This is a genomic window from Streptomyces albiflavescens (assembly GCF_014645835.1).
Lineage (GTDB): Bacteria > Actinomycetota > Actinomycetes > Streptomycetales > Streptomycetaceae > Streptomyces > Streptomyces albiflavescens.
In genome coordinates this window covers 120,662-145,365 of sequence record NZ_BMMM01000012.1, presented here as the reverse complement: position 1 = coordinate 145,365, position 24,704 = coordinate 120,662, and the positions used below count along the sequence as shown (strand labels likewise).

The following is a 24,704-nucleotide window of genomic DNA, read 5'->3' as shown; positions in this document are numbered from 1 at the left end:
CTGCACCGCAGGCACCGGGCCATCGAGTTCAAGAAGTTCCTGGCCAAGCTCGACAAGCAGGTCCCCGACGAGCTCGACATCCACCTGATCCTGGACAACTACGCCACTCACAAGACACCCGCCGTCAAGAAGTGGCTGCTGGCACATCCTCGCTTCCGCCTGCACTTCACACCCACCGGCTCATCCTGGCTGAACCTGGTGGAACGGTGGTTCGGCGAACTCACACGAAAGCAACTCCGCCGCGGAGTCCACCGCTCCGTCCAGGCCCTCGAACGTGACATCCGGTCATGGCTCGCGGACTGGAACGAGCACCCCAGACCCTTCATCTGGACCAAGACCACCGACGAGATCCTCGACAAAGTCGCCGCATACTGCCGAAGAGTCTCCGACTCAGGTCACTAGTTTGGAAGACGGGGTATGCGGATGGCGACTGGCCTGGCAACTCCCTGACCTTGGCCGTAGCGCGATCGGCACCGCTGTTCCCCGTGAGTCCCCGCTGCGTCCCGCCGGAACGGGCACGCAAGGGGCACGGTCCCGGCCAGGTAGGAGCACGCATGGGCACGGCACGCGTGTCGACGGGCGGGCCCAGCTCCACCAGTGGCCGAAGAAGTGATGTCCTGGCTCGGCTATCTCGGCGGATTGCAGCCACTGTTTCCTGACCAGCAAGGACGCCGTTGTTCTCTGTCGTCGTTGGTCGTCCTTGGTCTCCCTGGGACGGCTCACAGGCGGCCCCGCTTGGGCGGCCGGGGTGTCCCTCGCAGCGGAGCATGCCGGATGCTCGCAGCGGAGGGGGATGGCTCGGTTATTCCTTGCGTGGGGGTGGCGTGCCGGGGGCCGGTGCGTGTGAGGGTGCGGAGTCCAGGGCTTGTTCGGCCCAGATGACTTTGCCGCCCGATTCCGGGCGGGCGCCCCATCTGCGGGACAGCTGGGTGATCAGGAAGAGGCCGCGGCCGTTTTCGTCGGTGGTGCGTGCGTGACGCAGGCGCGGGGAGTTGGCGTCGGTGTCGGATACTTCGCAGGTCAGGGCTTGGTGGTGGATCAGGCGCAGTCCGATCGGGTCTGTGCTGTGGCGGACGGCGTTGGTGACCAGTTCACTGACGATCAGCTCCGTGGAGTCCTGGAGACCTTCCAGGCCCCATTCGGTGAGCTGGCGGGCTGCCATGTGCCGGGCGTTGGGGATAGCGGTCCGGTCGTTCGGCAGCGTCCAGGAGGTGACCTGGGTGGGGCTGAGTGAGAGCGTCCGCACTAGGAGCAGGGTGATGTCGTCGGATGGCGCCTGGCGTGGGAGGGTCTCCGTGGCTCGGGTGCACAGGTCTTCCAGGGAGTGACTGGGGTGTGCCAGGGCGGTGCCCAGGCAACGCATTCCCACGTCGATGTCGTCGTCGCGGGTTTCGATCAGGCCGTCGGTGTACAGGGCGAGGAGAGTGCCCTCGGGCAGTTCCAGCTCCACGGCCTCGAAGGGGACGCCCAGCCCGACGCCGAGTGGGCTTCCGGTGGGCAGGTCGGGGAAGGTGACCTGTCCCTGCGGGTCGATGATCGCGGGTGGGGGGTGCCCGGCCCGTGCCATGGTGCACTTCCGGGTGGTCGGGTCGTAGACGGCGTACAGACAGGTGGCGCCTACGACCGTGGGGGTCTGGTCCGCGGCGTCGGCGTCTTGCTCGGCCAGTCGCTGGAAGGTGTCGTCGAGATGGGCCAGCAGTTGGTCGGGGGGCATCTCCAGGTCGGCGAGCGTGCGTACGGCGGTGCGGAGCGTGCCCATGGTCGCGGCGGCGTTGATGCCGTGCCCGACCACATCGCCGACGACGAGGCCCACCCGGGCGCCGGACAGCGGGATCACGTCGAACCAGTCGCCTCCGACGCCGGCTTCCGCGTCGGCCGGCAGGTAGCGCCAGGCCACCTCGACCGCCGCGCCGCCCGTCAAACGGTGGGGCAGCAGATTGCGTTGCAACGCGAGGGCCGCGGTGTGTTCGCGCGTGTATTGGCGGGCGTTGTCCAAGGACAGCGCGGCGCGGGTGACGAGCTCCTCGGCGAGCAGCAGGTCATCCTCGTGAAACGGAACGGGGTCCTCGGTGCGGAGGAACAGCGCGACACCCAGGACGGCGCGCCGCGCAATGATGGGCACGATCATCACGGAGTGCATCCTGTACTCACGGATCTTTTGCGCCCGCGCTGGGTCGTGGTCGACCCATGTCCCAGGGGAGGTGTCCAGCACCGGTTCCAGGTGGGACCTTCCCGTGCGCAGTGCGCTGGCGAGCGGCGAGGTCGGGGGGACGAAAACCGTCTCCCCTCGCGCATAGGGCGACTCTGGGGTTCCTGGGTGGATCGAGGCCTGACCGGCGCGGAGGAAAGCGGTGGGGCGATCGCTCGTCGTGTCGATTCGGGTCGAGGGCTCTTCGCCGAACGGGATGGATTCCCCCAGGTCGACGTAGGCGTAGTCGGCCAGGAGGGGCACGGCAAGGTCGGCCAGTTCCTGCGCGGTCCGCATGACGTCAAGGGTGCTGCCGATACGCGTGCTGGCCTGGCTGAGGATGGCAAGGCGCTCGCGCGCCCGCTGACTTCCGGTGACATCCACGCTTATGCCGCACACCCCCAGTGTCTTGCCGTCCGCGTCCTGGAGGCAGAAGTACGAGGCCGAGAATGCATGCTCCCGGCGCGGATCTTCCGTCGGCCACGCCCGGTACTCGTGGACCGCGGTGGTGCCGTTCCGCAGCGCCTGTCGCATCACCGCTTCAAGGGCTTCGGCCTCGAAGCCGGGCAGTGAATCGGTGAGTCGCTGGCCGAGCCGCCGGTCACGGGAGATGCCGTCGTGGCTCTCCATCGTGTCGTTCACCCAGACGCAACGCAGCTGCGGGTCGCGAACGATGATGCCGATCGGCGCGTGGGTGAGGAGCGATTCCCGCAGCGATCCGTTTCCCGTTTCCCGGGAGAGCGTGCCGATGTCGGTGACGGACACAAGCCACCGGAATGTTCCGTCCTGCCTCCGCAACATCGAGATCCGATGGTTGATGTCGAGCATGCGGCCGTCGCGGTGGCGCACCGTCATCGTGCCCGACCAGTCATTTCGGGCACGGCACTGCTCGATGAGCGCCGATATTGTCGGCGTTTTCTCGGAAGACGGCAGTATGAGTGCGGCGGACCGGCCCACCACTTCCCTGGCGGAGTACCCGAGAAGCTGCTCGGCGGCCTGCGTCCATGCGACCACCGTCCCACGCTCGTCGAGCATCGCGACCGCCGACTCGGATACCTCGCGTGTGTTCAATCGCTTGCCAAGGGTCACCCTGTCCGTGTTGGTCATCGAGCTGCCCTCCTCACTAGGTGACTCGTTCTCACGCGGGTCGGCTGCGGCGACCAGGAGCACGGCGGGGTGGACGGCTGGAGCAGCATGTGTCCCGGCGGGACATGGGCGACCTCGGCCGGGTCCCGCTGAGATCAAGTCGTTGAAATTTGTACCTTTTAGGTGATTGACAAGGCAGGGCTCAGATCTGTGACAGGGCTGCAGCCGGGGCTGATGCCGACGCGGTCCACCACGGCCGCCGCAGGACCACGTGGAAGGGGTGGAAAACGCGGGCACCGCAGATCCGGCAGGGCGGCGGCCCGACCTCCCAGGATGCGCAGACCACAACCGCGCACCCCCTGCATATAGCCCGGGACTTCAAGGTCCCGGGCTTCCTTCACCCACCACTCTCCCCGGCTCCCATCCCGTCCGCCGTCGACCCACACACCGTGGAGCGGGCGTGGTCCATGGCGTCCAGGTGGAGCGCGCCACTGTGCGAACGACCTGGACGCCATGGGCCGCGTCTGCTCGGCTTTGCCTGGGTCGACGGCGGACGGGATGGGAGCTCCCCGCGCACGCCACGACGTGCCCGCACTCGGCAACGGCGCCCCCTCCAGCCCGGTGCCGGCCGATCCCCGCCGGAGGCATATCTTTGGCCCGTGGGTGGCTTTCTCGCTTCCGCCCGCAGCACGTAGCGCGCCGCAGAGGCGGCGCGCGCCCGCGCCGTGCGCGGGCCCGTTGCTGTACTCCGCGGCTGTAGGGCAACCGAGCCCCGTTGCCCCCTCGTCCTCATCACAGTCCGCCGCCCACAGTTTCAAGCGGTTTCCGCGCCGTCGTCACTCTATGCATCCGGTCATACACCCCCTTCGGCTAATACATCGCATCGAAATACGCGAATATGACTGAAGAGGCTGTTTTGCCGTGCGCCCCAGGGAGCCTCAGATGGACGTCTCGAACGAATTTCTTCGAAGGGCTTGCCCGTCGGCTCTTCTGACGCTGGACGGTGCCATGCACGGCCTCAACGCCGCGATGGCCTCGGCGCTGGGCAGGTCGGCGGAAGAGTGTCTGGGACGTGACTTCGGTGATCTGTGGCCTGCAAGCCAGCGGACGTCGGCCGAGAGTCTGGTAGGCCACGCAGCCAGGACGAGTACGGCCGCGATGCGGGTGCTGGAGTTCCCCGGGCAAAGCGGAGTACCCGTTGTCTGCTTGATCGAGGCGCGGCAAGTGAAGGATCCCGCCGGGGGCGATCAGTTGGTCTGGGTGCACGCGCTGGATGCGGGAAACGACCTGTCCAGCCTGCTGATCCCGTTCCGGCTCGCCACCGAGGCCGCCGACCTCGGCCTGTGGATGTATTCACCCCAGGGACGCCAGTTGGAGTGGCTCGGTGGCGCACCCGTCGTGACCGCGCTCTTCCAGGATTCCATTGCGCCGCTTTCCAGGGTGATCGCGGCAGTGCATCCCGACGACCGGGAGGCCTTCCGGCAGCTCCTGCGCTCGGCCCCCATCCAGCAGTCCCCCTGGGTGAGGTTGCGATACCTCACCCAGCACGACGGCTGGCACCAACTGGCCGCCCAGACCCGCCGCCTCCAGCTGGGGTATGGCGGCCCTGAACGGATCTTCGGGGTAGTCCGCGACGACACCAAACAGGAGAAGCGCAAGCAGAAGGCGCAGGCCGCACTGGCTGCCGAGCGACAGCGCGCCAGGGACATCGCCGACTTCTCCGCCGCCTTGATCACCGCGGCCACGGAGAAGGAGCTGCAGCAGGTCGTCCTGACGCGGCTCGCCGCGACCTTCGGGGCCTGCGGCGCCCTGCTCGCACTCGTCGACGAAGACCGCCTGCATGTCTCCACCGATGCCGGGATAGCCATGCGCGAGGTCGAGGCCCTGCACGGCCTGCGGCTGGGCCATCCCAGTCCGCTGCCCGAGGCGATCCGCACCGGCCGGCCGCAGTTCGTCCCCGACCGGAAGAATCACAGCCACCGCTGGCCGCAAGGCCCGTTTCCGCGGCTCGACCGGCTCGGCTCCGACTACGCCTTCGCGATCACCCCCCTCAGCGAGACCGGCGATCAGCCACTTGGGGCGTGGGGGATGGTTTACGACAGCGGGTACCTGCCGTCCCTGGACGAGCGGACCCTCATGGGCACGCTGGCCGACCTGGCAGGCCAGGCGCTGCGGCGCATCCGGTTGCAGCAGGCGCGAGTCGAGTTGGCCACGGCGCTGCAGCAGACCATGCTCCCCACGCTGCCCGAGCACCTCCCGGGTCTGGAGGTCGCCGCCCGCTACCGGCCCAGCCGGGACGGGCTGGACATCGGCGGAGACTGGTACGACGCCTTCGTGATGCCCGACGGCGCGATCGCCCTGGAGATCGGCGACGTACAGGGGCACGACGTGGACGCCGCCGCCTTCATGGGACAGGTCCGCTTGTCCATGCGCCTGATCGCCGACCAGGAACCGCATCCCGGAACCGTGCTGACCCGCACCAACGAGCTGCTGACCACGATGGATGTCGCACGATTCGCCAGCTGCACCCTCCTGCATGTCGACCCGCGCGGTGGACGGGTCACCGGCACCAGCGCCGGCCATGTGCCGGTGCTGTACGCGCACAGGGACGGCAGTCACGGTGTTCGTGAGCTGCCGGGCGGGCCAGTCCTGGGCGTCGTGCCCGGCATCAAATACCGCGAGAAGCCTTCGCCCTGGACGAGGACACCACGCTGGTCATGGTCACCGACGGCGTGGTCGAAGGACCGGGCCTGACGCTGGACGCCGGACTGGAACGAGCCGGAACACTGGCCGCCCAAGCCGTCCACGACGGGCTGAACGCCGAGGAGACCGCCGACCGCATCCTCGACGCCGCGGTCGCGGTCGACCACCTCGACGACGTGGCCGTGCTGGTCCTCCGACGCACATGACGGCGCCTGCGTCCTCCCACATCCTCTATGTGGACCCCACTACAGGTGAGCGTACCCAAGCGGGCGTTGGCGCGATCTTTGGCCGGTGGCCTGCCAGGACTGGGGTCGGGCATGGCCAGGGGGCCTTACGCTGGCCGCGGATCGGGCTGGCTCCTGCCTGCCCGGTCTTGCTCGACGTCGGGTCCCGGACCGGGGAGGTGGCTAAAGATCGTGTCGGCGCCCGCCCCAGCCACCGCGGTTCTCACCTCATGCCCCCGGCCTACCTGATGTGGCGCGCGGCGGCGGCCGGCGCGCCGAGCGGGACGGAGGCAGGAGCGTGGGCGCGGCCGGACGCGGGCCGCGCGCCCGGCGGAGCGTGAGCGACGCCAGTCGCCTTGATCTGGTAGGGAAAAGACTCCGCGCCCGGCTGGTCACCCTTTGTGAGGCAGATCAGATCGGAAGTCGCCTCCGGCTCCTGCCCATTGAGAGGTCGGCTTCGCCGACAGGCTGCAACACCCAGGGGGTGTTACAGCCGTCTGCGACCGGACAGCCCGGACAGCGGCCATTTGAGCTGTCCGGCCCGTTTGTGCAGGTGAGAGCCCTAACCGGACAGCTGGACACGTGGGACACTGCTGTCCGTCAATGCGCTGCGGGGCCTGGTGGCACTCTTGACAGCGGGCAATGGGTGGAATGAGAGGAGCCGAAGTGCCGGAGGCCAGTCCGCGCGGAACCTACCTGGTCATTGCGGAGGCGCTGCGAAACGAGATCGAAGCGGGAGAGGGCAGCGGCGCCCTGCCGTCAGAGGCTGAGTTCATGGACATGCACGGCGTCTCCCGCAACACGATCCGGCGTGCTCTTAAGGTTCTCGAAGCCGACGGTGTTGTTGAGTCCGCTCCCGGCATCGGGTGGCGCGTCGTTCGGGGTGGCGACCGTCGATCTCTCGCGGAACGGATGACCGATCTGCGGTGTTCGAGGACGTGCTGTATCGCCTCGGGTACAAGCTGGACGGCACCCCAGCCGCAGGCGACACGTATAGGCGTCGCCGCCGGGCCCTGAACACCGCTCTCGAACACGCTGTGGTCGCTGGGGACCTCTCGGGGAACCCGCTTCAGCGCGCCCGCCGGAAGCACGTCGGCTCCAATGACGTGGTCGACCGGCGAGTCCTCGTGAACGCCCTACAGGCCCGTCAGTTGCTCGCGGCAGTGTCCTACGTCGGATCATGGGATCGGTGCCGTGGGAGGCGTCTGGTGGCCTTCTATGCCGTCCTGTACTACGCGGGCCTGCGTCCGGCTGAGGCGGTCGGACTGAGGCGGTCTGACTGCCATCTCCCCGACACAGGATGGGGCACGCTGACGCTCCGGGAGACGCGTCCTGTCTCCGGGAAGCAGTGGACCGATTCCGGGGAACGTCACGACCGGCGCGGGCTCAAGGCGCGGGAGGCCAAGAGCGACCGACCGGTGCCCATCCCGCCCGTCCTGGTGACGATTCTGCGGGCACACCTGGACACGTTCGGCATGGCCAAGGAAGGGCGCGTGTTCGGCAACGAGCGCGGGGGAGCGGTCGGCTCATCCACCTATTGGCGGGTGTGGGAGGAAGCACGGGAATACGCGCTGCCGCCCGAGCGTGTGGACTCGCCCTTGGCCGGGCGCCCCTACGACCTGCGCCACGCCTGCATCACTCGGTGGTTGAACGCGGGGGTTCCGATCGCGGAAGTGGCGCGGCGTGTCGTCAACTCTCCTGAGGTGATCCACCGCCGGTATCACGGTTGTATCGACGGCCACGAGGAACTCGCCAACGCCAAGATCGAGAGGTCGCTCTCTCAAGACGGTGACGACTGATCGTCGGATTGTGGTGCAAGGCTCCGGTCGTCTTGCGCCACAACTTCCTTTTCGTATGCAGCGGCAGAGTGTGCGCGCTCCTCGAACCATGACTGGTCGCTTGCATTCAGAAGTGCAAGGTCGAACTTGTCGGAAATGCGCGTATCGAAGTCGCGCACCATTCGCATGGCGCATTTCATGCTTTCCGCCATGTCGGTCTGGCTGACTTCGTACTTCTGTCCGAGTTCCAATCCTGGTTCCTTGACGGACCAGAGAGAACGCTCGTCGATAATCGCGCGACGGTGGACCACGATGTTCCTGACGGCAACCGCCTTGTTCAGTGTTGTCCAGTCGTCGTCAGAGGTGTGAAGCTTCAGTCCGAGTCGGCTCTCTACATAGTCAGCAATTTCCTTGAGGCCCTTGAAGGATAGCTGATTCACGCGCCTCTCTGCCGCCCACCTGACAAAGTCCTCCAGGGAGGCATGCGTGAGTACCTCTTCTAGGGTGACCTGCTCCCGGGTTTTAAGTAGGTGCGGGCGAGTCACAATGGCTTGCGTCAGAATATCTGAGATATATGACAGGAAGTTGTCAACGCTTCGGGACAACGTCATTTCTCGGCGCGCCGGTCTGGTTTCGCTCAAGAATTCACCGTACAGGTCGAGTTGCTTGAACTGATCCGGAAAGGCCTCGTGAGGTTCCTTTGCGTCTCCGCCGAGTACTTGGGCGGTAGAGGTGAGGAACCTCCTGTGAGCCCGCATGGCCATTTCACTGAGACTGAAAGTCATCATGTTTGTGAAATGCTGCGCATAGAAATCGGAAGCCGATTTTGTGAGCCGTTCCGGAGTTTCGAGTAGGTCTCGCGCTGCCAATTGTTGTCCGCGATGTCAGAGAGTCGGCGCTGACTGACTACTCATCATGGCAGCGGGAGGAGGGTGTGCACACCGAGGTTTGCAGAGCCTGCCTCTCTCCGAGCAACAGGCAACGTCGTCCGGCACGGCAGGGCGTGTACGCGGCGGTGGGCCAGGGTGTGTCGCGTGTATCGCAGATGGTGCGCGAGCAGTGAGAGACAACGAGAGAGGGCGGGAGTCAGTGAGACTGACTCCCGCCCTCTGTTGTCGGCATCCGCCCTGGTCAGCGCTTGATTTCTGCTGTTCCTAGGCGAGTGCCCCCGGCAGGATTCGAACCTGCGCACACGGCTCCGGAGGCCCCTTGACCTATGGAGAATCGTGCTGGTCAGACGCCTACCACGGCGGTGAGGAGTCCTCCCAGTCCACGATTGGTCCGCGAGTCGGGCGCGAGTCCTGCCAGGGCCGTGGACTAGCGACCACCCTCGCCTAGAGTCCAGGCCGGCGTGTACGTGTTGCCGCTACGCGGGAGAGAGAGTCACGACACTCTCTCGGAGAAAGCGGGAGTTCGTTACGCGACGCCGCAGGCCACGTGCTACCGATATCTCCTCAACCCGCCAGTTCGCGAGTTCAGCTAGGCGGGCCATGATGAGGTCAGCAGCAATGATAAAGAGTGCATCCCCGCTCCCATGAGCCGAGTTTCCAACGACGTACACTAGCCGACCGTCGCTGGAAATGATCTCACGACACTGGCGGAAGAGCGTGAGCATGTCGTCCGCGTAGCCCTTGATAAGTTGCTTCCTGCCGGTTGCGTATTTGTCATCAGGAACGGCTTCGAGTATCGGCTTGACCAGTTCTCTCACTGCTGCGGCATCACTAGAACATTCGAAATCATACTCATCGGAAAATCGAACGCTTGGATGGCTTCGCAGGGTCTTAAGTCGCTGAGAGCGAAACTGCTGCGCATCTGTGTAGAAGTCCAGATACCACGCTTCAGTCTTATATATCTCCGTGTAGTCGATGTTATTTGGATAGGGTGGAGAGAAAATGATTAGATCCTTCTTTGCGGCCCCATCCACGTGAAGCAGCGGCCGCCTTCCATCACCCCGTATAACTGTCCCTGTGCCTGATGCCGGCTGCGAAAGGTCGATGTCGTCAATCATCTGTTGAACGCGAGCTGAGAATTCATCCCACGGCTCCCTAGGCTGTCGCTCGGAAGCGTAACGAAGTGCGCGCCCATCCCTACGAAGTCGGCTTGTAGATTCCACACAGGAGGCGGCAGCCGTAAGCAGGAGGTCACGTGGAAGTGTAGGAATGTCACAGTGCTCGATGGCCGCTTTTATACGCAATAGCGAGGCCAGCAGAGAGGGTGGAAAGTATGCCTCATTCGAGAACGTTGAAAGGGCCGGCATGTCGGCCTTAAAAGAGGCATCACTCCCATAGATTCGCCCTACTTCGTTAAAGGCATCTTGTAGCTGCTGGGCCAGTTGGGGGCCTTCCTGGAGCGCTTTGACCTTGCTGCTTGATACGTGATGCAGAAATGGATTTTGCTCAATTCCGGTTGCGGTGACGCGAACTTGGGACGACAATTCAAGCGCGCTCACGAGCGTTGTACCGCCCCCAGCGAAGCAGTCCAGAATTCGGAGCTCTGACAGGCCTTCAAAACTCAATTTCTTGAGTATTGAAGGCAACAGGTCCACCGAAAAGGCCTCCTTCAGGTGAAACCACCTGTGGAATGGAGACTCGCTGTTTCCTGTAGGTACGACGAGACGCTCGAAGTCAAGCGAACCGTCGACAGCATTCCATCGAGTTTCCAGGGCTCCGTAGTGGGCTTCCACGTTGGGATTAGCGTTAATCATGTCAGTGGCTCACGTTTGTTATTGTCATGCGCAGCTTCTAGGTGAACTGGGGAAGAGGGGGTGGCTACTCGCATGCAGGCTCACAGAAGAACCTCACAGGTGTATCAAAGTCGCCCCTTGCGAGTAACGCTGCCGGGTAATCGATCTCCTCATTCGCGTAGTGAAATCCGTTAGCGTAAGTCACACGCGTGCTCTCGGGGGTGACACCTCTTCGTCGACCATCAAAGACCACTAGGTACCCCCGCGCTTCGGTGTCTGGGTCGTGGGAGTGGTAGGAGTCGAGGTAGGCGGCGAGCTGTTTGGCTCCGCTCTTTGCACGTGCGGCTGAGTACGGTGTTGTCGTCTTTTTTGTGGCATCGTGACTAAGTCCGAGCCATTTGATCTCGATTAGGGCAACCCGATTTGAGGCCGTCCAGGTGACTTTGATGTCCACAGGCTTGGTCTCGTTGACGTTCTGTTCGGGCATCACTTGAATCGGGAGGTGATCACGTAGGGACGCGCGCAGGTATTGTTGGAGGGAGCGGCGCATGGTTGCTTCTGGCTTATTTACGAAGACCAGACGCGCCGGTTCTCTCCAAGTGGTGCGGAAGATGTCACACTGTGCATGACGGACCGAAATAGTGCCGTACCGGACGAGCGCCTCTCGTAGGTCCAAGAAATATGGGACTGCGAAATAACTCGGAAAGTTTGCTATTGTGGGTACGCTGTGGGCTCCTCCGGGAGTGAGAATCTGCTCCTTCTGATGGCCCGCGTAGCGGTAAGAAACAAATTGCCCGCTGATGGCGCTCGTGTCTATCTCCGCACACCAAGCGCGTATGGTGCCGTTCTGTTCGAAATGAATAGAAAGAGGCCCTGCTTCTTCCCGATACCACGCTGTCAATTCACGTGTTTGGGTGAATACAGCCGGTGCTACGTCGGCTTCCACGGAACCGGTATCCAAGGTTCGTATGACAGTTAGCCCTTTAGCTAGCCGCTCAGTGGTTAGTGCATCGTGAGTTTCCCTAACCCTGGTAATCAGTTCTTTCAGTGCCTGAGAACCCGCGGAACCAAGTTCGCGATAGACCTTCGCCGCAAAAAGTTCACGCGCAATGTCCGCCATGGCCTTCATATCTACCTGCACCGCTACCCCCTAGACGGCCCAGTCGTCAGCTTCTTCAGACGGACGGATCTTTCCGACGCCGTCGAGTGTGGTTGAGAGGTACTCGAGCCAAACGACCGCAGGAATCATTAGGTCGTCGGCCTCCGGCACGGCCTCGGATACCGCACGGAAATGTTCCATCAGAGTTTCGCGGCCGCCCTCGCCAAGGAGCTCTCGTTTGCTGGATAGTTCCAAAGCCCGACGCAATGAAGGCTCGGCGCTGATCGACTCTCCCACTGCGGGAAGGGGCATCACAAGGGTACTTCCGCAGGCCCCTGTGAGATATGGCATGCGTGCCTGGAATCGTCCCAGCGACGCATACTGATGCCACTCTTCGAGTCCGCCATTGGACAATTGCAAGCCAGAAGGGCTCTCGACGAGTAGAGAGGATATCTTCAGTTCCTCCACAGCTGACGCAAGTGATTCGCTATAGGGGGCGGCAGAGTGCGTCGCTGAAAACTGATATCCCCATTCGCTTGGCGGGTTTCCTTCGTAAACAGAGAGAAGGCAAGACAGGTAAGCAAAAAGACTTATCTCGCCTTCAGTCGCCCCGCCTGAGACGACAGATAGCTCTTTAGTGATGGTGAGTGTGTCGAATACAGCGTCGGGGCTCAGTGTCACTGCTGCACCGCGCCTTGCTGCTCTTCGACCCGGGAGAGAACCGCTTCCACCCGCGAGTAGGCCTCATCAAAGAGAGCTTCTTCACTTGCCTGGACCTCACTCAGGGCTGACCAATCGGTCATCCTCACGAGTTCCATATGCTCTGACCGGCATACCTCCGCCAGACGAAGAAGTAGCTGATTGGCGTTGATATTAGCGGTCATGATCATGTTTTTGCCGGAACGGACAAATTTGCCGAACATTGCGCCAGCTCGGGCCTCGTACGCAATATCTAGCGAACCCTCAGGTGTGTCTATGTAGCTAGTGACCGTCTCGCTGGGCTCGGTCATCTGCTGAATCAGAGCCATTCGAAGTGCTATGTCAATGAAGAATCGTTGGCTTTCCGAAAGCGCTGTTGTGGCACGGCGCCGAGTTCCTTGGACTTCAAGCCCAAGTACGAAACGGGTTTTGTCTGCCATGTCTAGGAAAACGTCGAGGTCGAGCCCTAGGAATTGACGAGCCAGTTCCCGAAACGCCGGCACGAACTCAGTCTCTGCTGTTTCGTATGCAGAGCGCAGGGCGCGCTGAAGCGGCTCTAGTTCTCGGCGGGCTGCGTCGCGTTTATCGCGCCATTCATCCCTTCGTTCCATGGCTCGCTTACGCTCGGCTTCAGCCACGCGTCGTTGATCTAGCAAGCTGGAGATACTAGCGTCTGCTGTGGGCAGCGCCTTCTCATTGGCAGTTTCGAAATCTTCGAGGGCTTGCGTCGAACTGCTGTGGAGTTTTAGTGCTTCGTCGACTGCCTTGTCGAGCCTGTCGCGACGCACTTGGGCGGCCTTCACCTTGTCCCGAGTCGCGGCAAGTTCCGTGTCGACGCGTTTGAGTGACTCAAAGGACTCAGCAGTGGGTGACTCCCGCTCGATTGCCGAATCACATAGCGGGCAGCTGTGACGGTCCAGCTTTTCGCTTAGTCTTACGCCGATATGGGAGCCCTCGGTTCCGCATACACTGCACCTGTTGGTCTGCAGTGCTTCGGCGACCAAAGGGTGGAGGCGTGGGACTGAATGCGCCTTCAGTCGTTCTGAGAAGACCTTGTCGTACTGATGCCTTAGCGCCTGGTACTCGGCACTTACGTCGGCAAGGTCGAGCCGTGCGTCAGCCGCTTCGCGCTGAAGTCTGTGGAGCTCATTCGCGTGAGCGTCCACCTGGTCGACCAAGTTTTGATGTCTCTCGGCGAGCCCCTCGAAGGCAGCCTCATCTATGTCGTCGACACCCAGTTCCTTCATGCGCCTGCGGGCTGTTGTTGCTTGCCATTGTGCGTTTCGGCGCTGAGATTCAGCCCTATTGACGGCATGGGTCAACTCGTCTGCCCGTTTGGCGTCTTCGGCATGGATACCAAAGGCCAAGTACAACATAGGGGTTGTTACTTGCTCGTCCCAGAAAAGTAGATGGCGTCGCTCATCGAAGGTAAGCAGAAAATGCTGAATGAAGACGAACTGATCAAAACTGCTTAAGCGGCAATCCTCAAGGAGTAGACGCTTGTAGTTCTCGTGTCGCCTTTCGTCGTCATCTGTCTCGATGCTGACGATTTCACCCGTTTCGCTTACGACGCGGAGAAAGCGAAGCGCCTCGGGTTCGAAGAGGTTGCGCGTCAACTCGTACCGGCGCGAACCGACAGTGAACCTCAGACTCACTTCGGCGGTGTCTCGGTCCAACTCGTCGATTCGGCCGTCAAAATAATGGCGCGAGTACTCAAGATTATTAGTGTAGAACTTGCGGGTGGAGGCGAAGGCGTTCCGGTCTGGATTCGTTACGATACCTGTGAGCCCGAAATTGATGGCGGCGAGAAAGGAAGACTTTCCTAGCCCGTTTGCCCCTGCCAGGCAGAACACGCCACGCCGGATTTCCACATCAAGTGTTGGGCGTTCCTTGTAAATGGAAAAATTCTGCAACCCAACGTGTTCGATCGTGGGCAGCCGTCGCCTAACGTTCACCCTGCCACCCCTCCTGTAACTGAAGACCACGCAAAGTTACAGTATGGGTCACGGTCTACGCTACGACCCGTCAGGTTCTGGTATCCGCACCGTTGTTCGTGCTGGCTGACGTCCATCTCCGGTCGGCGGAGCGACTTTGGCCGGGAGCTGCTTTGGCGCGAGTGATCATGGCCCCGTAAGCTTCCGGCGCGTCGGGCAGTCTGTGGACCTGCCCGGTAAAGCACGACGTTGGGGCCATGATCTTCGAGGCTCGCGCCAAAGTGGCTGGCTAAAGTCGTGGAGCCGACCGCCCCAGCCACAACGGGTTTCTCCCCCTCATTGCCGCGCCCGCCGTCCGGACGGTGGCCCGTGGCCCGGTGCGGGATCAGCGGGTCGTACGAACGCCCGCGCATCTGGCAGCGTCGGTCCGCATGCCACCGCCACCACGATCCGGCCTCTTTCGGTAACACAAAGCGTCTTTGACCTGCACTGTTGGGGATCAGCGTTCGCCCCCCGTGCCCGTGTTGGAATTTGGCCGCTGCGTGTGGCGACGGACGGGCGGCGACGTGCGGCCGGTGGCGAAGACATGGAGGCGGCGCGGCGGCGACCGGTCGGCGCCGCCGCGCTTGCGCGGCCCTCGGTTGATCCGACCTACTGGTGTAGGCAACTGGGTGGAAAGGGGTGCGTGGTGGCCCCAGAAGCGGGGCGTCGAGGTCCGACCGCTGATGCGTCTTTCCCCTCCCGAGGCCGGATCGTGGTGGCGGTGGCATGCGGGCCGGGAGCGGCCGTTGATGCGCATGGGCGGAGTGTGCGGCGGTCGGGGTGGCGGTGATCGACAAGCGCCGTCGGCCGGCGGGCGAGCGAGCGTAGCGAGCCTTGATGATGTAGGGAAATTCTGACCGCAAGGCCCTCTTGCCGGGGTGGTGGGCTGCTGCTGACATGTGTGTGGGGACAACCCACATTCGGGGGCGGGCCAATGAGTGATCTCACGGTGAACCCGTGGAGGCGGCACGGCAAGGACCGGCTCTATGTGAATCTGCCGGATGGGAGCACCGTTGCGTGGGCGGATCGACCGACGAAGGTCATCACCGTCAAGGTGCAGAAGTACCGAAGTGAGGCTGTGGCTCTGCTCCGTGAGCATCTCGGCGGCCCGGCGACCGTTCGCCCTGACTCGTCGCAGTCCGGCGTGCCCACCGGAACGGCAGCTGTGAATCCACTTCGCTCGTCCGAGTCTTCCCGCTCGCCCCGACGCGATCGGTCCGTGAAGTTGCCAGACTTGACCGTCGCAGACGACTTGGCAGAGAACCGCCCAGGAGCAGTCCTGCTTGAGACAATTGCGGCTCGGGGTCCGTCACCGATGCAGCGGTTCTGGGCGAAGGTGCTGCGGCGCTCTTCAGAGTGGGATAGCTGGTACGCCGGCCTCGAGGGTGAGCGGCGCGTGGGTCGAGAGCTGCAACGCCTCTCCGCAGACGGCTGGAAGGTTCTGCACGGCGTACCCAAGAGTAATGGCGGCGACATCGATCACTTACTGATCGGCCCTGGTGGTGTGTTCACCATCAACACGAAGAGCCATCAAGGCGCTTCGGTGTGGGTCGGCGACGAGATGGCCAAGGTCAACCGTGGTCGGCCGGTCCCGTACGCAGCGGCGAGTAAGGCAGAAGCCGTCTACGCCCAAGGGGTACTTGAGCGCCACTGCGAGATCGCCATTCCAGTGGAACCGGTCCTTGTCTTCGTCGGCGTAGCGTCCCTGAACCGTGCTGCCACGCAGTACACCGTGCGGGTCTATCAAGAGCGGGAGGTGTCAGCCCTCGGCCCCCTGTCAGGCAAGCTCACTCCCGACCAGGTGGAACGGGTCTACGCCGTTGCGCGGCATCGGCGCGCCTGGCTGCGCGCCTGAGTGATCAAGGGAGGCTGATTGATCGTCCTGTCGCCTGTCGGGTCCGGCGGCTAGGCTGGTGCGGGCCAGCTGATGACATCGGGGAGTGTGCTCAACGGATGGAAACGAAGTCGGCGCGGGTTGACCGCACGATTCGCGAATGGATCGCAACGGGCAAGTACCCGCCGGGATCCAAGCTCCCGTCCGAGCGTAAGTTGATCGAAGACCTCGACATCGGGCGTACTCAACTGCGCGTCGTCCTGGGTCGCCTTGCGGTCGAAGGTGTCGTGGAAGTTCACGGGCGAAGTTCGTACCGAGTCCCCGGGCACGGTGTCTCAGTGGCGACGCCGACGGACTTGGAGCGGTGGCAGATCCACGGAGAACGGACCCTCTATGACAACCGGTGGGTGAAGCTCGGACTAGTCGATGTTGAGCCGCCCGGCTTGGAACGGTTCGAGCATCATGTAGTGCGGCTGCACCATGTTGCGGTCGCCGCAGTCCTCGATGATCAGGACCGAGTCTTGATGCTCTGGCGCTACCGCTTCGTGATCGACTCCTTCGGGTGGGAGCTGCCCGGTGGCATCGTCGACGAGGGTGAAGATCCCGCCGCGGCTGCTGCCCGTGAGGTCGAGGAAGAGACCGGCTGGCGGCCCGACGATCTGAAGCACGTGGTCACCTATCAGCCCATGGTCGGAATGGTCGACTCGCCCCATGAGATCTACGTAGGCCATGGCGCTAAGCATGTCGGGGAACCGACGGACCTCGAAGAGGCCGGACATGTCGCGTGGGTACCGCTCGCCGACATCCCCGGGCTCATGGCGCGCGGGGAGCTGATGGGCTCGGGAACCCTCGTTGCGCTCCTTCACGTGCTTGCTTCACGAGCAGGTGGGAAGTCCCCTACAACCGCTGTGTGAGCTGTTCGATCCGGCGCCGGTGGCGGACTGATCCTGTGCGGTTTGCGAGCAGACGTGCCTGCCGAAGGTGATCGGTTGCCTGGTCGTACTCACCGCGGGCCAGATGCGCCTGTGCGAGATCGCATCGCAGTCCGGCCGTTGCCCGGATGAACGTCGGGTCCACGGCGTCGAGGGCCACGTAGAGGCTGTCTACCGCATCGTCATCGCCAAGCAGGGCGAGGGCGTTGCCCCGCCACCGGCTCAGGTGACCTTCGTTCAGGAAGATGCTCAGCATGTCCGGGTCGCGAGCTTCTGCACCTGATGGCAGGCATTGCATCGCGTCGTCCAGCGCTCGGCGGCAGTCGTCGGGCATGTCGGCCTTGGCGCAGATCTCGGCCTCGGCCGCGTGCAGCCATGCTCGAAGCCGGGGAGACGTCGCCTTCCCGCCGGCGCTTTGGGCATCCCTGATCAGCTCAACCGCTACGGCAGGTCGGCCGGCGTCGCAAAGCACGTATGCCTGCTCGGCCGTGGCGTGCGCCAGGTACATCGGTGCATCGGCTTCCTTGGCCGCGTGCTTGCCCAACTCGTAGTGCCGCCACGCTCGTTCGACGGCTCCGACATCGAGAGCCTGCCATGCGGCAAGCGTCGCCGCTCCGGCAAGAGCTTGAGCTACGGGCCGCCGCGTGTCGGGGAGCACAGCAAAGGTCAACGCCTCTTCGAGTGTCGACAGATGCCCGGTCATTTGGTCGATGAGACTGGCCGCGCCCATCTGGCGATCGACGGTCCGCAGTAGCTCGGTCTGGTCCATGAACGTCTTCACCATGGTGAGACTGACGCTCCGAGCTGCGTCGATCCGGTTAACCAACTCGTCGTACCCGTCGGCTTCCGGGGGAACTGGTGCAGTGTGCCCGCCATGCAGCTCGTCGTCGGTGATGCCGAGCAATGCCCGGAGGATCTTTGCGTACCGCTCCGTGATCGGGCGCCTGCCGTTCTCCCACTCCGAGACGTAGACGTGCAGGCTGGCCGTGGACGCGATCGTGAGCAGGTGTTGCTGCGCGAACCGCTCGATCTCTCGGATCAGCCGCTCTTGCGACCACTCGCGCGCGTTCCTCGCTGCTCGGAGTCCGTTCGTCACGTGCACCGCCCTGCATGTGAGTCCTGAGCCGTAACAGCAGCATGCCTCACATCGGTGCAGGTCGGCAGGGTTAATCCAAGCCGCGTTAACCCCTGTTGGCTACCGCGGAGTTGGCGAGCGCGGTTGCCTAGAAGTGTCGCAGGAAGGCGAGTTGAGAAGCCGGATCGTGACAGGGCTTGACATCTGGTGCGCACCAGATGGAATCTATTGGTGCGCACCAGTTGGGAACGTGAGTCCGTGGCCGTCTGTATGCGGACCAAGACCAACAACACACAGAAGCGGCGACCCACCGCCAAGTAGTCCGCCGCTCCCGCCCCTCGGAATAGGGAGTTCTAATAATGCGTCAGATCCCCGTCGACACGAACGGCGCGACCCTGATGGTCGCCCAGCCCCCACAGGTCAAGATGCGCGACAAGAAGAACGGCGTGATCGCCACCGACGGCGACAACGGACCGAAGCTGATGACCGTGGACGTGCTGTTCGTGATGAACGGCCACGCCGAGGTCGTGACCATCACGGTGGCCGAGCCGGACATCTCCGGTGAGCTGGCCATGGGCACCCCGGTCGCGCTGACCGGCCTGGTCGCCCGTCCCTGGGAGAACGAGTTCAACGGCCAGAAGCGGCACGGAATCAGCTTCCGCGCGGTCGCCGTCACCTCGCTCGCCGCCGGCGCGTCGAAGCCCAAGGCGGCCTGATCATGGGCCGGTTAGTGCTCGCCGCTCTCGCGGCCGTGGTCGGGCTGGCGTTGCTGCTGAGGTGGCGCCGCCCCGCCTGGTACTGGCTGACCTTCGGCGTCCTGCTCGCCATCCTGCGAGTGCGGCTTCGCTACGCCTCCGTGATGGACGCCTGTCACCTCACCGTCCCGCCACCGCGCTGGCGCCTCGCGCTGGCCCGCATGCTGAAGCGGGACATCCCCCGCCAGCAGGTGCCCCGGCTGCTGTGGCTGCGGCCGACCCGCACCGGCCTGCGGCTCCGCATCCGGATGCGGCCTGGGCAGGACGCGTTCGAGTTCTCCGCCGCCGCCGACCGGCTGAGGCACTCCTTCGCCGTCCATCAGGTCACCTCCCGCGAGATCAAACCCGGCGTGGTCGAGATCGCGATGACCGGCTACGACGTGCTCAAGCGGGTGCAGATGCCCGCCAAGACCGAGAACGGCGAGCTGAAGATCCCGGTCGCGCTCGCCGAGGACGGCACCGTGCACTACCGCGACTACCAGGAGATCCCGCACTCGATCACGCTGGGTGCGACCAAGTCCGGGAAGTCCGTCTACCAACGCCAAGTGGTCAAGGAACTCGCCTCGCAGCACGTCGCGCTGGTCGGCATCGACTGCAAGAACGGCGTGGAACTCGGCCCGCTCGCCCGCCGCTTCTCCGCCCTGGCCGACAACCCAGACGACGCGGCTGACCTGCTGGAAGCGCTCGTGGCCCGGATGGACGGGATCTATGACCTGATCCGACGCGAGCAGCGGATCAGCGCCGACACCCCTCATGGGGAGATCGCCGCAAACATCTGGGATTTGCCCGAAGCCCTGCGACCGGTGCCGATCGTGGTCACGATCGACGAGATCGCCGAACTCGCGTTGAGCACCAAGAAGAGTGACCCGCGCCGGGACCGGATCATCACTGCCCTGGTCCGCCTCGCCCAACTGGGCCGTGCCGCCGGGGTCTTCCTGGACATCTACGGCCAGCGGTTCGGCTCCGAGCTCGGCGACGGCATCACCATGCTGCGCGCGCAGTTGACCGGCCGGACGGTGCACCGGGTCAACGACGAGGCGTCGGCGAAGATGGCTTTCGGGGACATCTCCGCGCACGCCGTGTTCGCCGCCACCCAGATCCCTAACCGCCGCCCGGGGATGGCCGTGGTCGGCTACTCCTCCGGCGAGTGGGTCCGTATCCGTACCCCGCATACCTCGATGCGGCAGGCCGTGACCGCCTGCAATCGGCATGCCGGCCTCACTCCGCATCTGCCGGAACTGGCCCGCTTCAAGCCCCTGGTTGATCTCGCGCCCATCGAGGCGCCCGCGGTGGCCGAAGCCGCTTAACCCGCTCCTGCTTCACCGGCCGGCGCGACCGCCTCGCGCCATGTCCCTACCCGAGCCATGTCCAAATCCGAAAAGGAGACCGCGATGTTCTGCGAACACTGCGGCGAAACCGACGGCGAAGAGACCGGCATCGACCACGACGAACGCGACTGCCCCTGGTACGCCACCGAGGACAGCTGGACCGCCGACGACCTGGAAGGCGTCCTGAGGCAGACCGCGTCGGGCATCCCTCCTCTGACGGCCGCGGTTGAGCTGCTGAGCACCCATGGCACCTGGCTGCCTCGTCTCGCTGAGCGCGACGACCTGATGGTGGCCGACGGCGAGACCGGCGAGGTGTACGACCTCGACTGGGCCGCGCTCGCTGAAGCCGCGAACGGCTCGCAGCTGGCCGCTTCCGGGAGCGAACTGCGCATCCTGGCCATCGCCGCCTCGCTGGCCGACAGCAGGGTGCCGGTACGCCTCGGCGACGCGCTCACCGGCCTCGACGCCATCAACCTCGGTCGTGTTCTGAAGGCCATCGCTACCGCCAACGGCCGTCCCGAGGCCGGTGAGCGGCATGTGTGAGCACTGCGAGGACTTCCACCGCACGGTGCTGATGCTCGGCTCGCTGGCCCTGTACGCCGATCTGACCGGTGCCGACCAGACGTTCGTCGAGGCTGTCGGCCCGTCCCTGGCCGCGTCCCTGCCGGAGCCGCCGCCCGGCATCTTCCCGCCCGGCTACGACCCCAGCGACGGGCCCGAGTACCCCGGCCAGGGGTGGTGACCATGACCGCCCGCAAGCCCGCCCCACGCCGAAAGCCCGCCAAGCCGGAGCCCGCGAAGTGCCCGGACTGCGACGGCGTGGGCGAGAGCACCGAATCCGTCCGCGTCGGCGCCCGAAAGCACCGCACCACCGCTGATCAGCAGACCGGGCTCTGCCTCACCTGTTGGGGCAGTGGCGAAGCCCCCACCGACTGAACCCCGCCGGGACGGGGCGGCCGGACCTGATCCCCGCCCCGCCCCGGCCCAACCCCCGCAAAGGAGGTGAAGACCGTGACCCGCTCGATCCGCCCCGATGCCGTCCTCGTACAGGCCGTGATCGCCGGTGCGCTGTCCTTCGCCCACCTGCACGACCTCGCCGACGCGGCCGGACAGACCGGCTGGAAGGCCTGGGCCTACCCCGTCTCCGTCGACCTGCTGCTCGTGGCCGCCTGGCGACGACTGCGCAGCGATGGACCCTCGCGGCTGGCCTGGTCCTGGTTCCTGATCGCCCTGGTCGCCTCGCTCGGCGCGAACGTCGCCACCGCCGGATTCCTCGACCTGGCGCATCCGCCCGCCTGGCTGCGGTTCGGCATCGCCGGATGGCCCGCCCTCGCCTTCCTCGGCGGCACCCTGCTCGCCCACTCGAACTCGGCCGGGGAGCGAGTGCCGGTTCCGCCGGCTCCCGCAGCCCCCGCCCCCTCCCTCGACATCGAACGGGAGCCCGCCCCTGCTCCGGAGCCGGCACCGGTGCCCGAGCCGATTCCCGCCCTGCCCGCGGTCGACCCTGCTCCGGCCGTTCCCGCGGCCCTGGTGGCGCATGCCCGCAAGGTCGCCGACGAGCACCACGCCCGCACCGGAACCCGGATCGACACCGACACCCTGCGCGCCCGCCTCGGCGTCCCCGCCCCGCTCGCGGACGCCATCGCCGCCCACCTCACCTGACCCGAAAGGAGCACCACCCATGGGCCTGTACCGGATCTACCGAGAACTGCACCGCGTCGGCACGACCACCGTCGGCAGCGGCCAGGACCGCAACGGCCACTCCTCCTACATCGCCGCCTGCGGGACCGAGGACTGCGGCTGGTCCAGCTCCTACGACACCTACGCCGCCGCCATGGTCGCCGCCCAAGGCCACCGCTGCCCCGTCCGCTGATCCCAGGGAAGGAGTCCGGCTCATGACTGTGCCGCTGTGGCTGTTCATCGCCTGCATCGGATGGGTCGGCATCAAACTCGTCCGCCCACCGCTCTGGCTCGTCATCGTCCTGCTGCTCGGCGGCTACCTCCTCGCCGACAGCTTCCTGGCCCCCGCCATCGACACCACCACCAAGTGAAAGGAGATCAACCCGTGTTCCAGCCCCGCATCCCGGTCAACCCGACCCCGACCCGGCAGGTCGTGCCGGTGGTCACGCCGACCGCCATCGAGCAGCCACACCACACCCCCGCAGCTCCCTGCGGCTGCCAGCACCACGCCCCGGCCCCCGTCGCCCCCGCGCCGTCGCGGCCCGCTGTCCAGCTCTCCCCGGGCTCTGTCGTGGCCGTCGTCGGTGGCGGTGTCGCCGTGGTTCTCGTCGTCGGCGCGGTCCTCGTCTCGCTGCTGCTCGCCGTCGCCCTCACCGGCGCCTCGCTCGCCATCTGCGCCCTGGTCATCCGCTCCCTGATCACCACCGACGCGAAGCGACGCTGACCGGCCCCCGGAGCGGCCTCAACCGCCAAGTCTCGTCCGCTCCGGGCGCCGTGCCCCTGTCCGATCCACTGAACCGGAAGGAACCCTCATCATGACCGACCATGCTCTCGCCCCGGCTGCATCGGCGCGGATCTGCCCGGACTGCGATGGCTTCGCCTCCGCCGCCGTGTCCTCCGGCGGCCGTGACCGGAACGGCCACCTGCGCACTGTCACGGTCTACTGCCAGGCCTGCCACGGCATCGGCACGCTGCCCCTGCGACGCCGATTCAGCCCTTCGCAGTGGGAGGTGGCCGCCTAATGAACATGCTCACCACCACAGCCCACCTCCGGCCCGACACCGAGGTCGTGATCCGCGTCTTCGACGGTACTGGCCACGCCAGCGCTGCGCCGTTCGTCAGCCTCCGCATCGGCAACGGCGACGTGGACGTCGTGTTCCTCGCCGACCTCGGCACCGCCCCGGCCCTGCGCACCCTGGCCATGGCCGCCGAGAAGGCCGCCACCGTGCTGGACGAGTTGGCCGGGCGCATTCCGGAGGGTGCCGCATGACCGACACCGCGACCCTTGCGGGTCTGGACTCGGCCGCCCTCGCCGACGTGCTGCGGGTGGCCGGGGCACCGGGCTTCGACCGCTGGCAGGACCAAATCCGCCGCACCGGAGGATGCGCCAACCCCATCCATCTGACCGGCTGGACCCTCACCAAGGACAAGACGACCGGCGAGACGCTGCACCACTACAGCACCGAGCACGAGCCGGGCGGCCGACTGCGCATTGCGTGCGGCAACCGTCGTGCCTCCCGTTGCCCGTCCTGCGCCTGGACCTACGCAGGGGATACCTACCACCTCATCCGGGCGGGCTTGGCCGGCGACGACCGCTACGACATCCCTGCCGCCGTCCGCGAACGCCCTCGCGTCTTCGCCACCTTCACTGCCCCGTCCTTCGGCCCTGTCCATAACCGGCCTGCCCGCGGCTGCTGCCGTTGCGGTCTCCGGCACGCCGAGGACGATCCGTCGCTCGGCACCGCGCTTGACCCCGCGACCTACGACTACGTCGGCGCCGTCCTCTTCAACAACCACGCAGGCGACCTGTGGCACCGCTTCGCGAAGCGGCTGCGCCGCGAGATCGCCGCCCGCGCGGGCCTGACTCAGCGGGAACTCGCCGACGCCTGCCGCGTCTCCTACGGCAAGGTCGCCGAGTTCCAGAAGCGCGGCGCCATCCACTTCCACGCCGTGATCCGCCTCGACGGACCCGACGGGCCGGGCGACCCGCCGCCGTCTTGGGCCACGACCACGCTCCTGATGGACTCCATCCGAGCCGCCGCCGTCCACCGCTACGCGACCGTCACCGCCCCCGCCGCCGGGCAGCAGCCGGCCCGCACCTTCCAGTGGGGCACCCAGCTCGACATCCGCCCCGTCAAGGCATTCGGCGACGGCTCCGACATCACCGAACAGGCGGTCGCCTCCTACGTCGCCAAGTACGCCACCAAAGCGGCCGAGAACACCGGCACCCTGGACCGGCCGATCGGCAACCGCGAAGCCCCCGTCATCCTCGGCGTCCCCGACCACGCCCGCCGCCTCATCGAGGCCTGCTTCGACCTGGACCCCCTCTACCCGGACCGACGGCTGCGGGCATGGGCGCACATGCTCGGCTTCCGCGGCCACTTCTCCACCAAGTCCCGCCGCTACTCGACCACCCTCGGCACCCTGCGCCAGATCCGCGCCGACTACCGCGCCGCCCAAGAACGCCAAGCCCGCGGCCTCGACGACACCGAACCGGACACCGTCCTAGTCCTGGCGAGCTGGCAGTACGCCGGCCACGGCCACACCCCCGGCGAATCCGTCCTCGCCGCCAGCATCGCTCGCGACCTCCAGCTCAACCGCGAAACCGCCCGCCAAGCCATGCAAGACCAACTTGCCCAGGAAGGAGTGTTGACGTGAAAGACG

The 24,704-nt window shown here is 65.2% G+C and carries 23 protein-coding genes and 2 pseudogenes; 18 read left to right on the top strand and 7 right to left on the bottom strand.

Going from position 1 to position 24,704, the window contains the following annotated elements:
• Positions 1-402 (top strand): transposase (locus IEY95_RS49320; protein ID WP_229703454.1); only part of this gene is annotated, 402 nt, incomplete at its 5' end.
• Between the two features lie 400 nt (positions 403-802).
• Here the strand turns inward: IEY95_RS49320 and IEY95_RS29665 are convergent.
• A complete protein-coding gene (locus IEY95_RS29665) occupies positions 803-3,295 on the bottom strand; it encodes a SpoIIE family protein phosphatase (RefSeq protein WP_189189229.1) in 2,493 nt (830 codons plus the stop codon).
• Between the two features lie 921 nt (positions 3,296-4,216).
• On the opposite strand from IEY95_RS29665, the pseudogene IEY95_RS49315 reads away from it, so the two are divergent.
• From IEY95_RS49315 to IEY95_RS29645, 3 genes and pseudogenes are all read left to right on the top strand, one after another.
• Positions 4,217-6,183: pseudogene (locus IEY95_RS49315) on the top strand (SpoIIE family protein phosphatase).
• A gap of 660 nt (positions 6,184-6,843) precedes the next feature.
• A complete protein-coding gene (locus IEY95_RS29650; RefSeq protein ID WP_373294567.1) occupies positions 6,844-7,218 on the top strand; it encodes a winged helix-turn-helix domain-containing protein in 375 nt (124 codons plus the stop codon).
• Positions 7,128-8,000, top strand: a pseudogene (locus IEY95_RS29645) (tyrosine-type recombinase/integrase); the annotation flags it as partial. The gene IEY95_RS29650 and the pseudogene IEY95_RS29645, both read left to right, overlap by 91 nt.
• On the opposite strand, the gene IEY95_RS29640 reads toward IEY95_RS29645, so the two are convergent.
• From IEY95_RS29640 to IEY95_RS29620, 5 genes are all read right to left on the bottom strand, one after another.
• Positions 7,982-8,767 carry a hypothetical protein gene (locus IEY95_RS29640; RefSeq protein WP_189189227.1) on the bottom strand — a complete coding sequence of 262 codons (786 nt, stop codon included), beginning with the start codon at positions 8,765-8,767 and terminating at the stop codon, positions 7,982-7,984. The pseudogene IEY95_RS29645 and the gene IEY95_RS29640 overlap by 19 nt on opposite strands.
• Positions 8,768-9,345: 578 nt before the next feature.
• Positions 9,346-10,662, bottom strand: a complete 1,317-nt coding sequence (locus IEY95_RS29635) for a hypothetical protein (protein WP_189189226.1) — start codon at positions 10,660-10,662, stop codon at positions 9,346-9,348.
• A gap of 85 nt (positions 10,663-10,747) precedes the next feature.
• Positions 10,748-11,782 carry a hypothetical protein gene (locus tag IEY95_RS29630; RefSeq protein WP_189189225.1) on the bottom strand — a complete coding sequence of 345 codons (1,035 nt, stop codon included), beginning with the start codon at positions 11,780-11,782 and terminating at the stop codon, positions 10,748-10,750.
• A 30-nt stretch (positions 11,783-11,812) separates the two neighbouring features.
• Positions 11,813-12,442 (bottom strand): hypothetical protein, encoded by a 630-nt coding sequence (locus tag IEY95_RS29625; protein WP_189189224.1) that lies wholly within the window; start codon positions 12,440-12,442, stop codon positions 11,813-11,815.
• Positions 12,439-14,415: an AAA family ATPase gene (locus IEY95_RS29620; protein ID WP_189189223.1), complete on the bottom strand. Its 1,977-nt coding sequence runs from the start codon at positions 14,413-14,415 to the stop codon at positions 12,439-12,441. Before IEY95_RS29620 ends, IEY95_RS29625 begins: the two co-directional genes overlap by 4 nt.
• Positions 14,416-15,751: 1,336 nt before the next feature.
• Between IEY95_RS29620 and IEY95_RS49305 the strand changes: the two genes are divergently transcribed.
• Positions 15,752-16,291: a nuclease-related domain-containing protein gene (locus tag IEY95_RS49305; protein ID WP_229703451.1), complete on the top strand. Its 540-nt coding sequence runs from the start codon at positions 15,752-15,754 to the stop codon at positions 16,289-16,291.
• Between the two features lie 98 nt (positions 16,292-16,389).
• Positions 16,390-17,184 (top strand): NUDIX domain-containing protein, encoded by a 795-nt coding sequence (locus IEY95_RS29610; protein WP_189189221.1) that lies wholly within the window; start codon positions 16,390-16,392, stop codon positions 17,182-17,184.
• On the opposite strand, the gene IEY95_RS29605 is transcribed toward IEY95_RS29610, so the two are convergent.
• Positions 17,168-18,298, bottom strand: coding sequence for a helix-turn-helix domain-containing protein (locus IEY95_RS29605; protein ID WP_505993949.1), 1,131 nt, complete (start codon positions 18,296-18,298; stop codon positions 17,168-17,170). The genes IEY95_RS29610 and IEY95_RS29605 overlap by 17 nt on opposite strands.
• 338 nt (positions 18,299-18,636) lie before the next feature.
• Between IEY95_RS29605 and IEY95_RS29600 the strand changes: the two genes are divergently transcribed.
• The 12 genes from IEY95_RS29600 (at position 18,637) to repSA (ending at position 24,698) form a co-directional block, all read left to right on the top strand.
• Entirely contained in the window at positions 18,637-18,993 is a 357-nt protein-coding gene (locus IEY95_RS29600; RefSeq protein WP_189189220.1) for an SCO3933 family regulatory protein, read from the top strand.
• A gap of 2 nt (positions 18,994-18,995) precedes the next feature.
• Positions 18,996-20,339, top strand: coding sequence for an FtsK/SpoIIIE domain-containing protein (locus IEY95_RS29595; RefSeq protein WP_189189219.1), 1,344 nt, complete (start codon positions 18,996-18,998; stop codon positions 20,337-20,339).
• A 57-nt stretch (positions 20,340-20,396) separates the two neighbouring features.
• Positions 20,397-20,903 carry a hypothetical protein gene (locus tag IEY95_RS29590; protein WP_229703450.1) on the top strand — a complete coding sequence of 169 codons (507 nt, stop codon included), beginning with the start codon at positions 20,397-20,399 and terminating at the stop codon, positions 20,901-20,903.
• Positions 20,896-21,102 carry a hypothetical protein gene (locus tag IEY95_RS29585; RefSeq protein WP_189189218.1) on the top strand — a complete coding sequence of 69 codons (207 nt, stop codon included), beginning with the start codon at positions 20,896-20,898 and terminating at the stop codon, positions 21,100-21,102. Before IEY95_RS29590 ends, IEY95_RS29585 begins: the two co-directional genes overlap by 8 nt.
• A gap of 2 nt (positions 21,103-21,104) precedes the next feature.
• Positions 21,105-21,296, top strand: coding sequence for a hypothetical protein (locus IEY95_RS29580; RefSeq protein WP_189189217.1), 192 nt, complete (start codon positions 21,105-21,107; stop codon positions 21,294-21,296).
• A gap of 75 nt (positions 21,297-21,371) precedes the next feature.
• Positions 21,372-22,022, top strand: a complete 651-nt coding sequence (locus tag IEY95_RS29575; protein WP_189189216.1) for a DUF2637 domain-containing protein — start codon at positions 21,372-21,374, stop codon at positions 22,020-22,022.
• A 19-nt stretch (positions 22,023-22,041) separates the two neighbouring features.
• Complete coding sequence (locus tag IEY95_RS29570) at positions 22,042-22,233, top strand: mobile element transfer protein (protein WP_189189215.1); 192 nt, start codon at positions 22,042-22,044, stop codon at positions 22,231-22,233.
• Between the two features lie 22 nt (positions 22,234-22,255).
• Entirely contained in the window at positions 22,256-22,411 is a 156-nt protein-coding gene (locus IEY95_RS29565) for a hypothetical protein (RefSeq protein ID WP_189189214.1), read from the top strand.
• Between the two features lie 14 nt (positions 22,412-22,425).
• Positions 22,426-22,764 carry a SpdD-like protein gene (locus IEY95_RS29560; RefSeq protein ID WP_189189213.1) on the top strand — a complete coding sequence of 113 codons (339 nt, stop codon included), beginning with the start codon at positions 22,426-22,428 and terminating at the stop codon, positions 22,762-22,764.
• A 91-nt stretch (positions 22,765-22,855) separates the two neighbouring features.
• A complete protein-coding gene (locus IEY95_RS29555; protein ID WP_189189212.1) occupies positions 22,856-23,062 on the top strand; it encodes a hypothetical protein in 207 nt (68 codons plus the stop codon).
• Positions 23,062-23,310, top strand: a complete 249-nt coding sequence (locus tag IEY95_RS29550; protein WP_189189211.1) for a hypothetical protein — start codon at positions 23,062-23,064, stop codon at positions 23,308-23,310. Before IEY95_RS29555 ends, IEY95_RS29550 begins: the two co-directional genes overlap by 1 nt.
• Positions 23,307-24,698 (top strand): replication initiator protein RepSA, encoded by a 1,392-nt coding sequence (gene repSA, locus IEY95_RS29545; protein ID WP_189189210.1) that lies wholly within the window; start codon positions 23,307-23,309, stop codon positions 24,696-24,698. The genes IEY95_RS29550 and repSA overlap by 4 nt, the downstream gene beginning before the upstream one ends.
• Positions 24,699-24,704 lie beyond the last annotated feature (6 nt).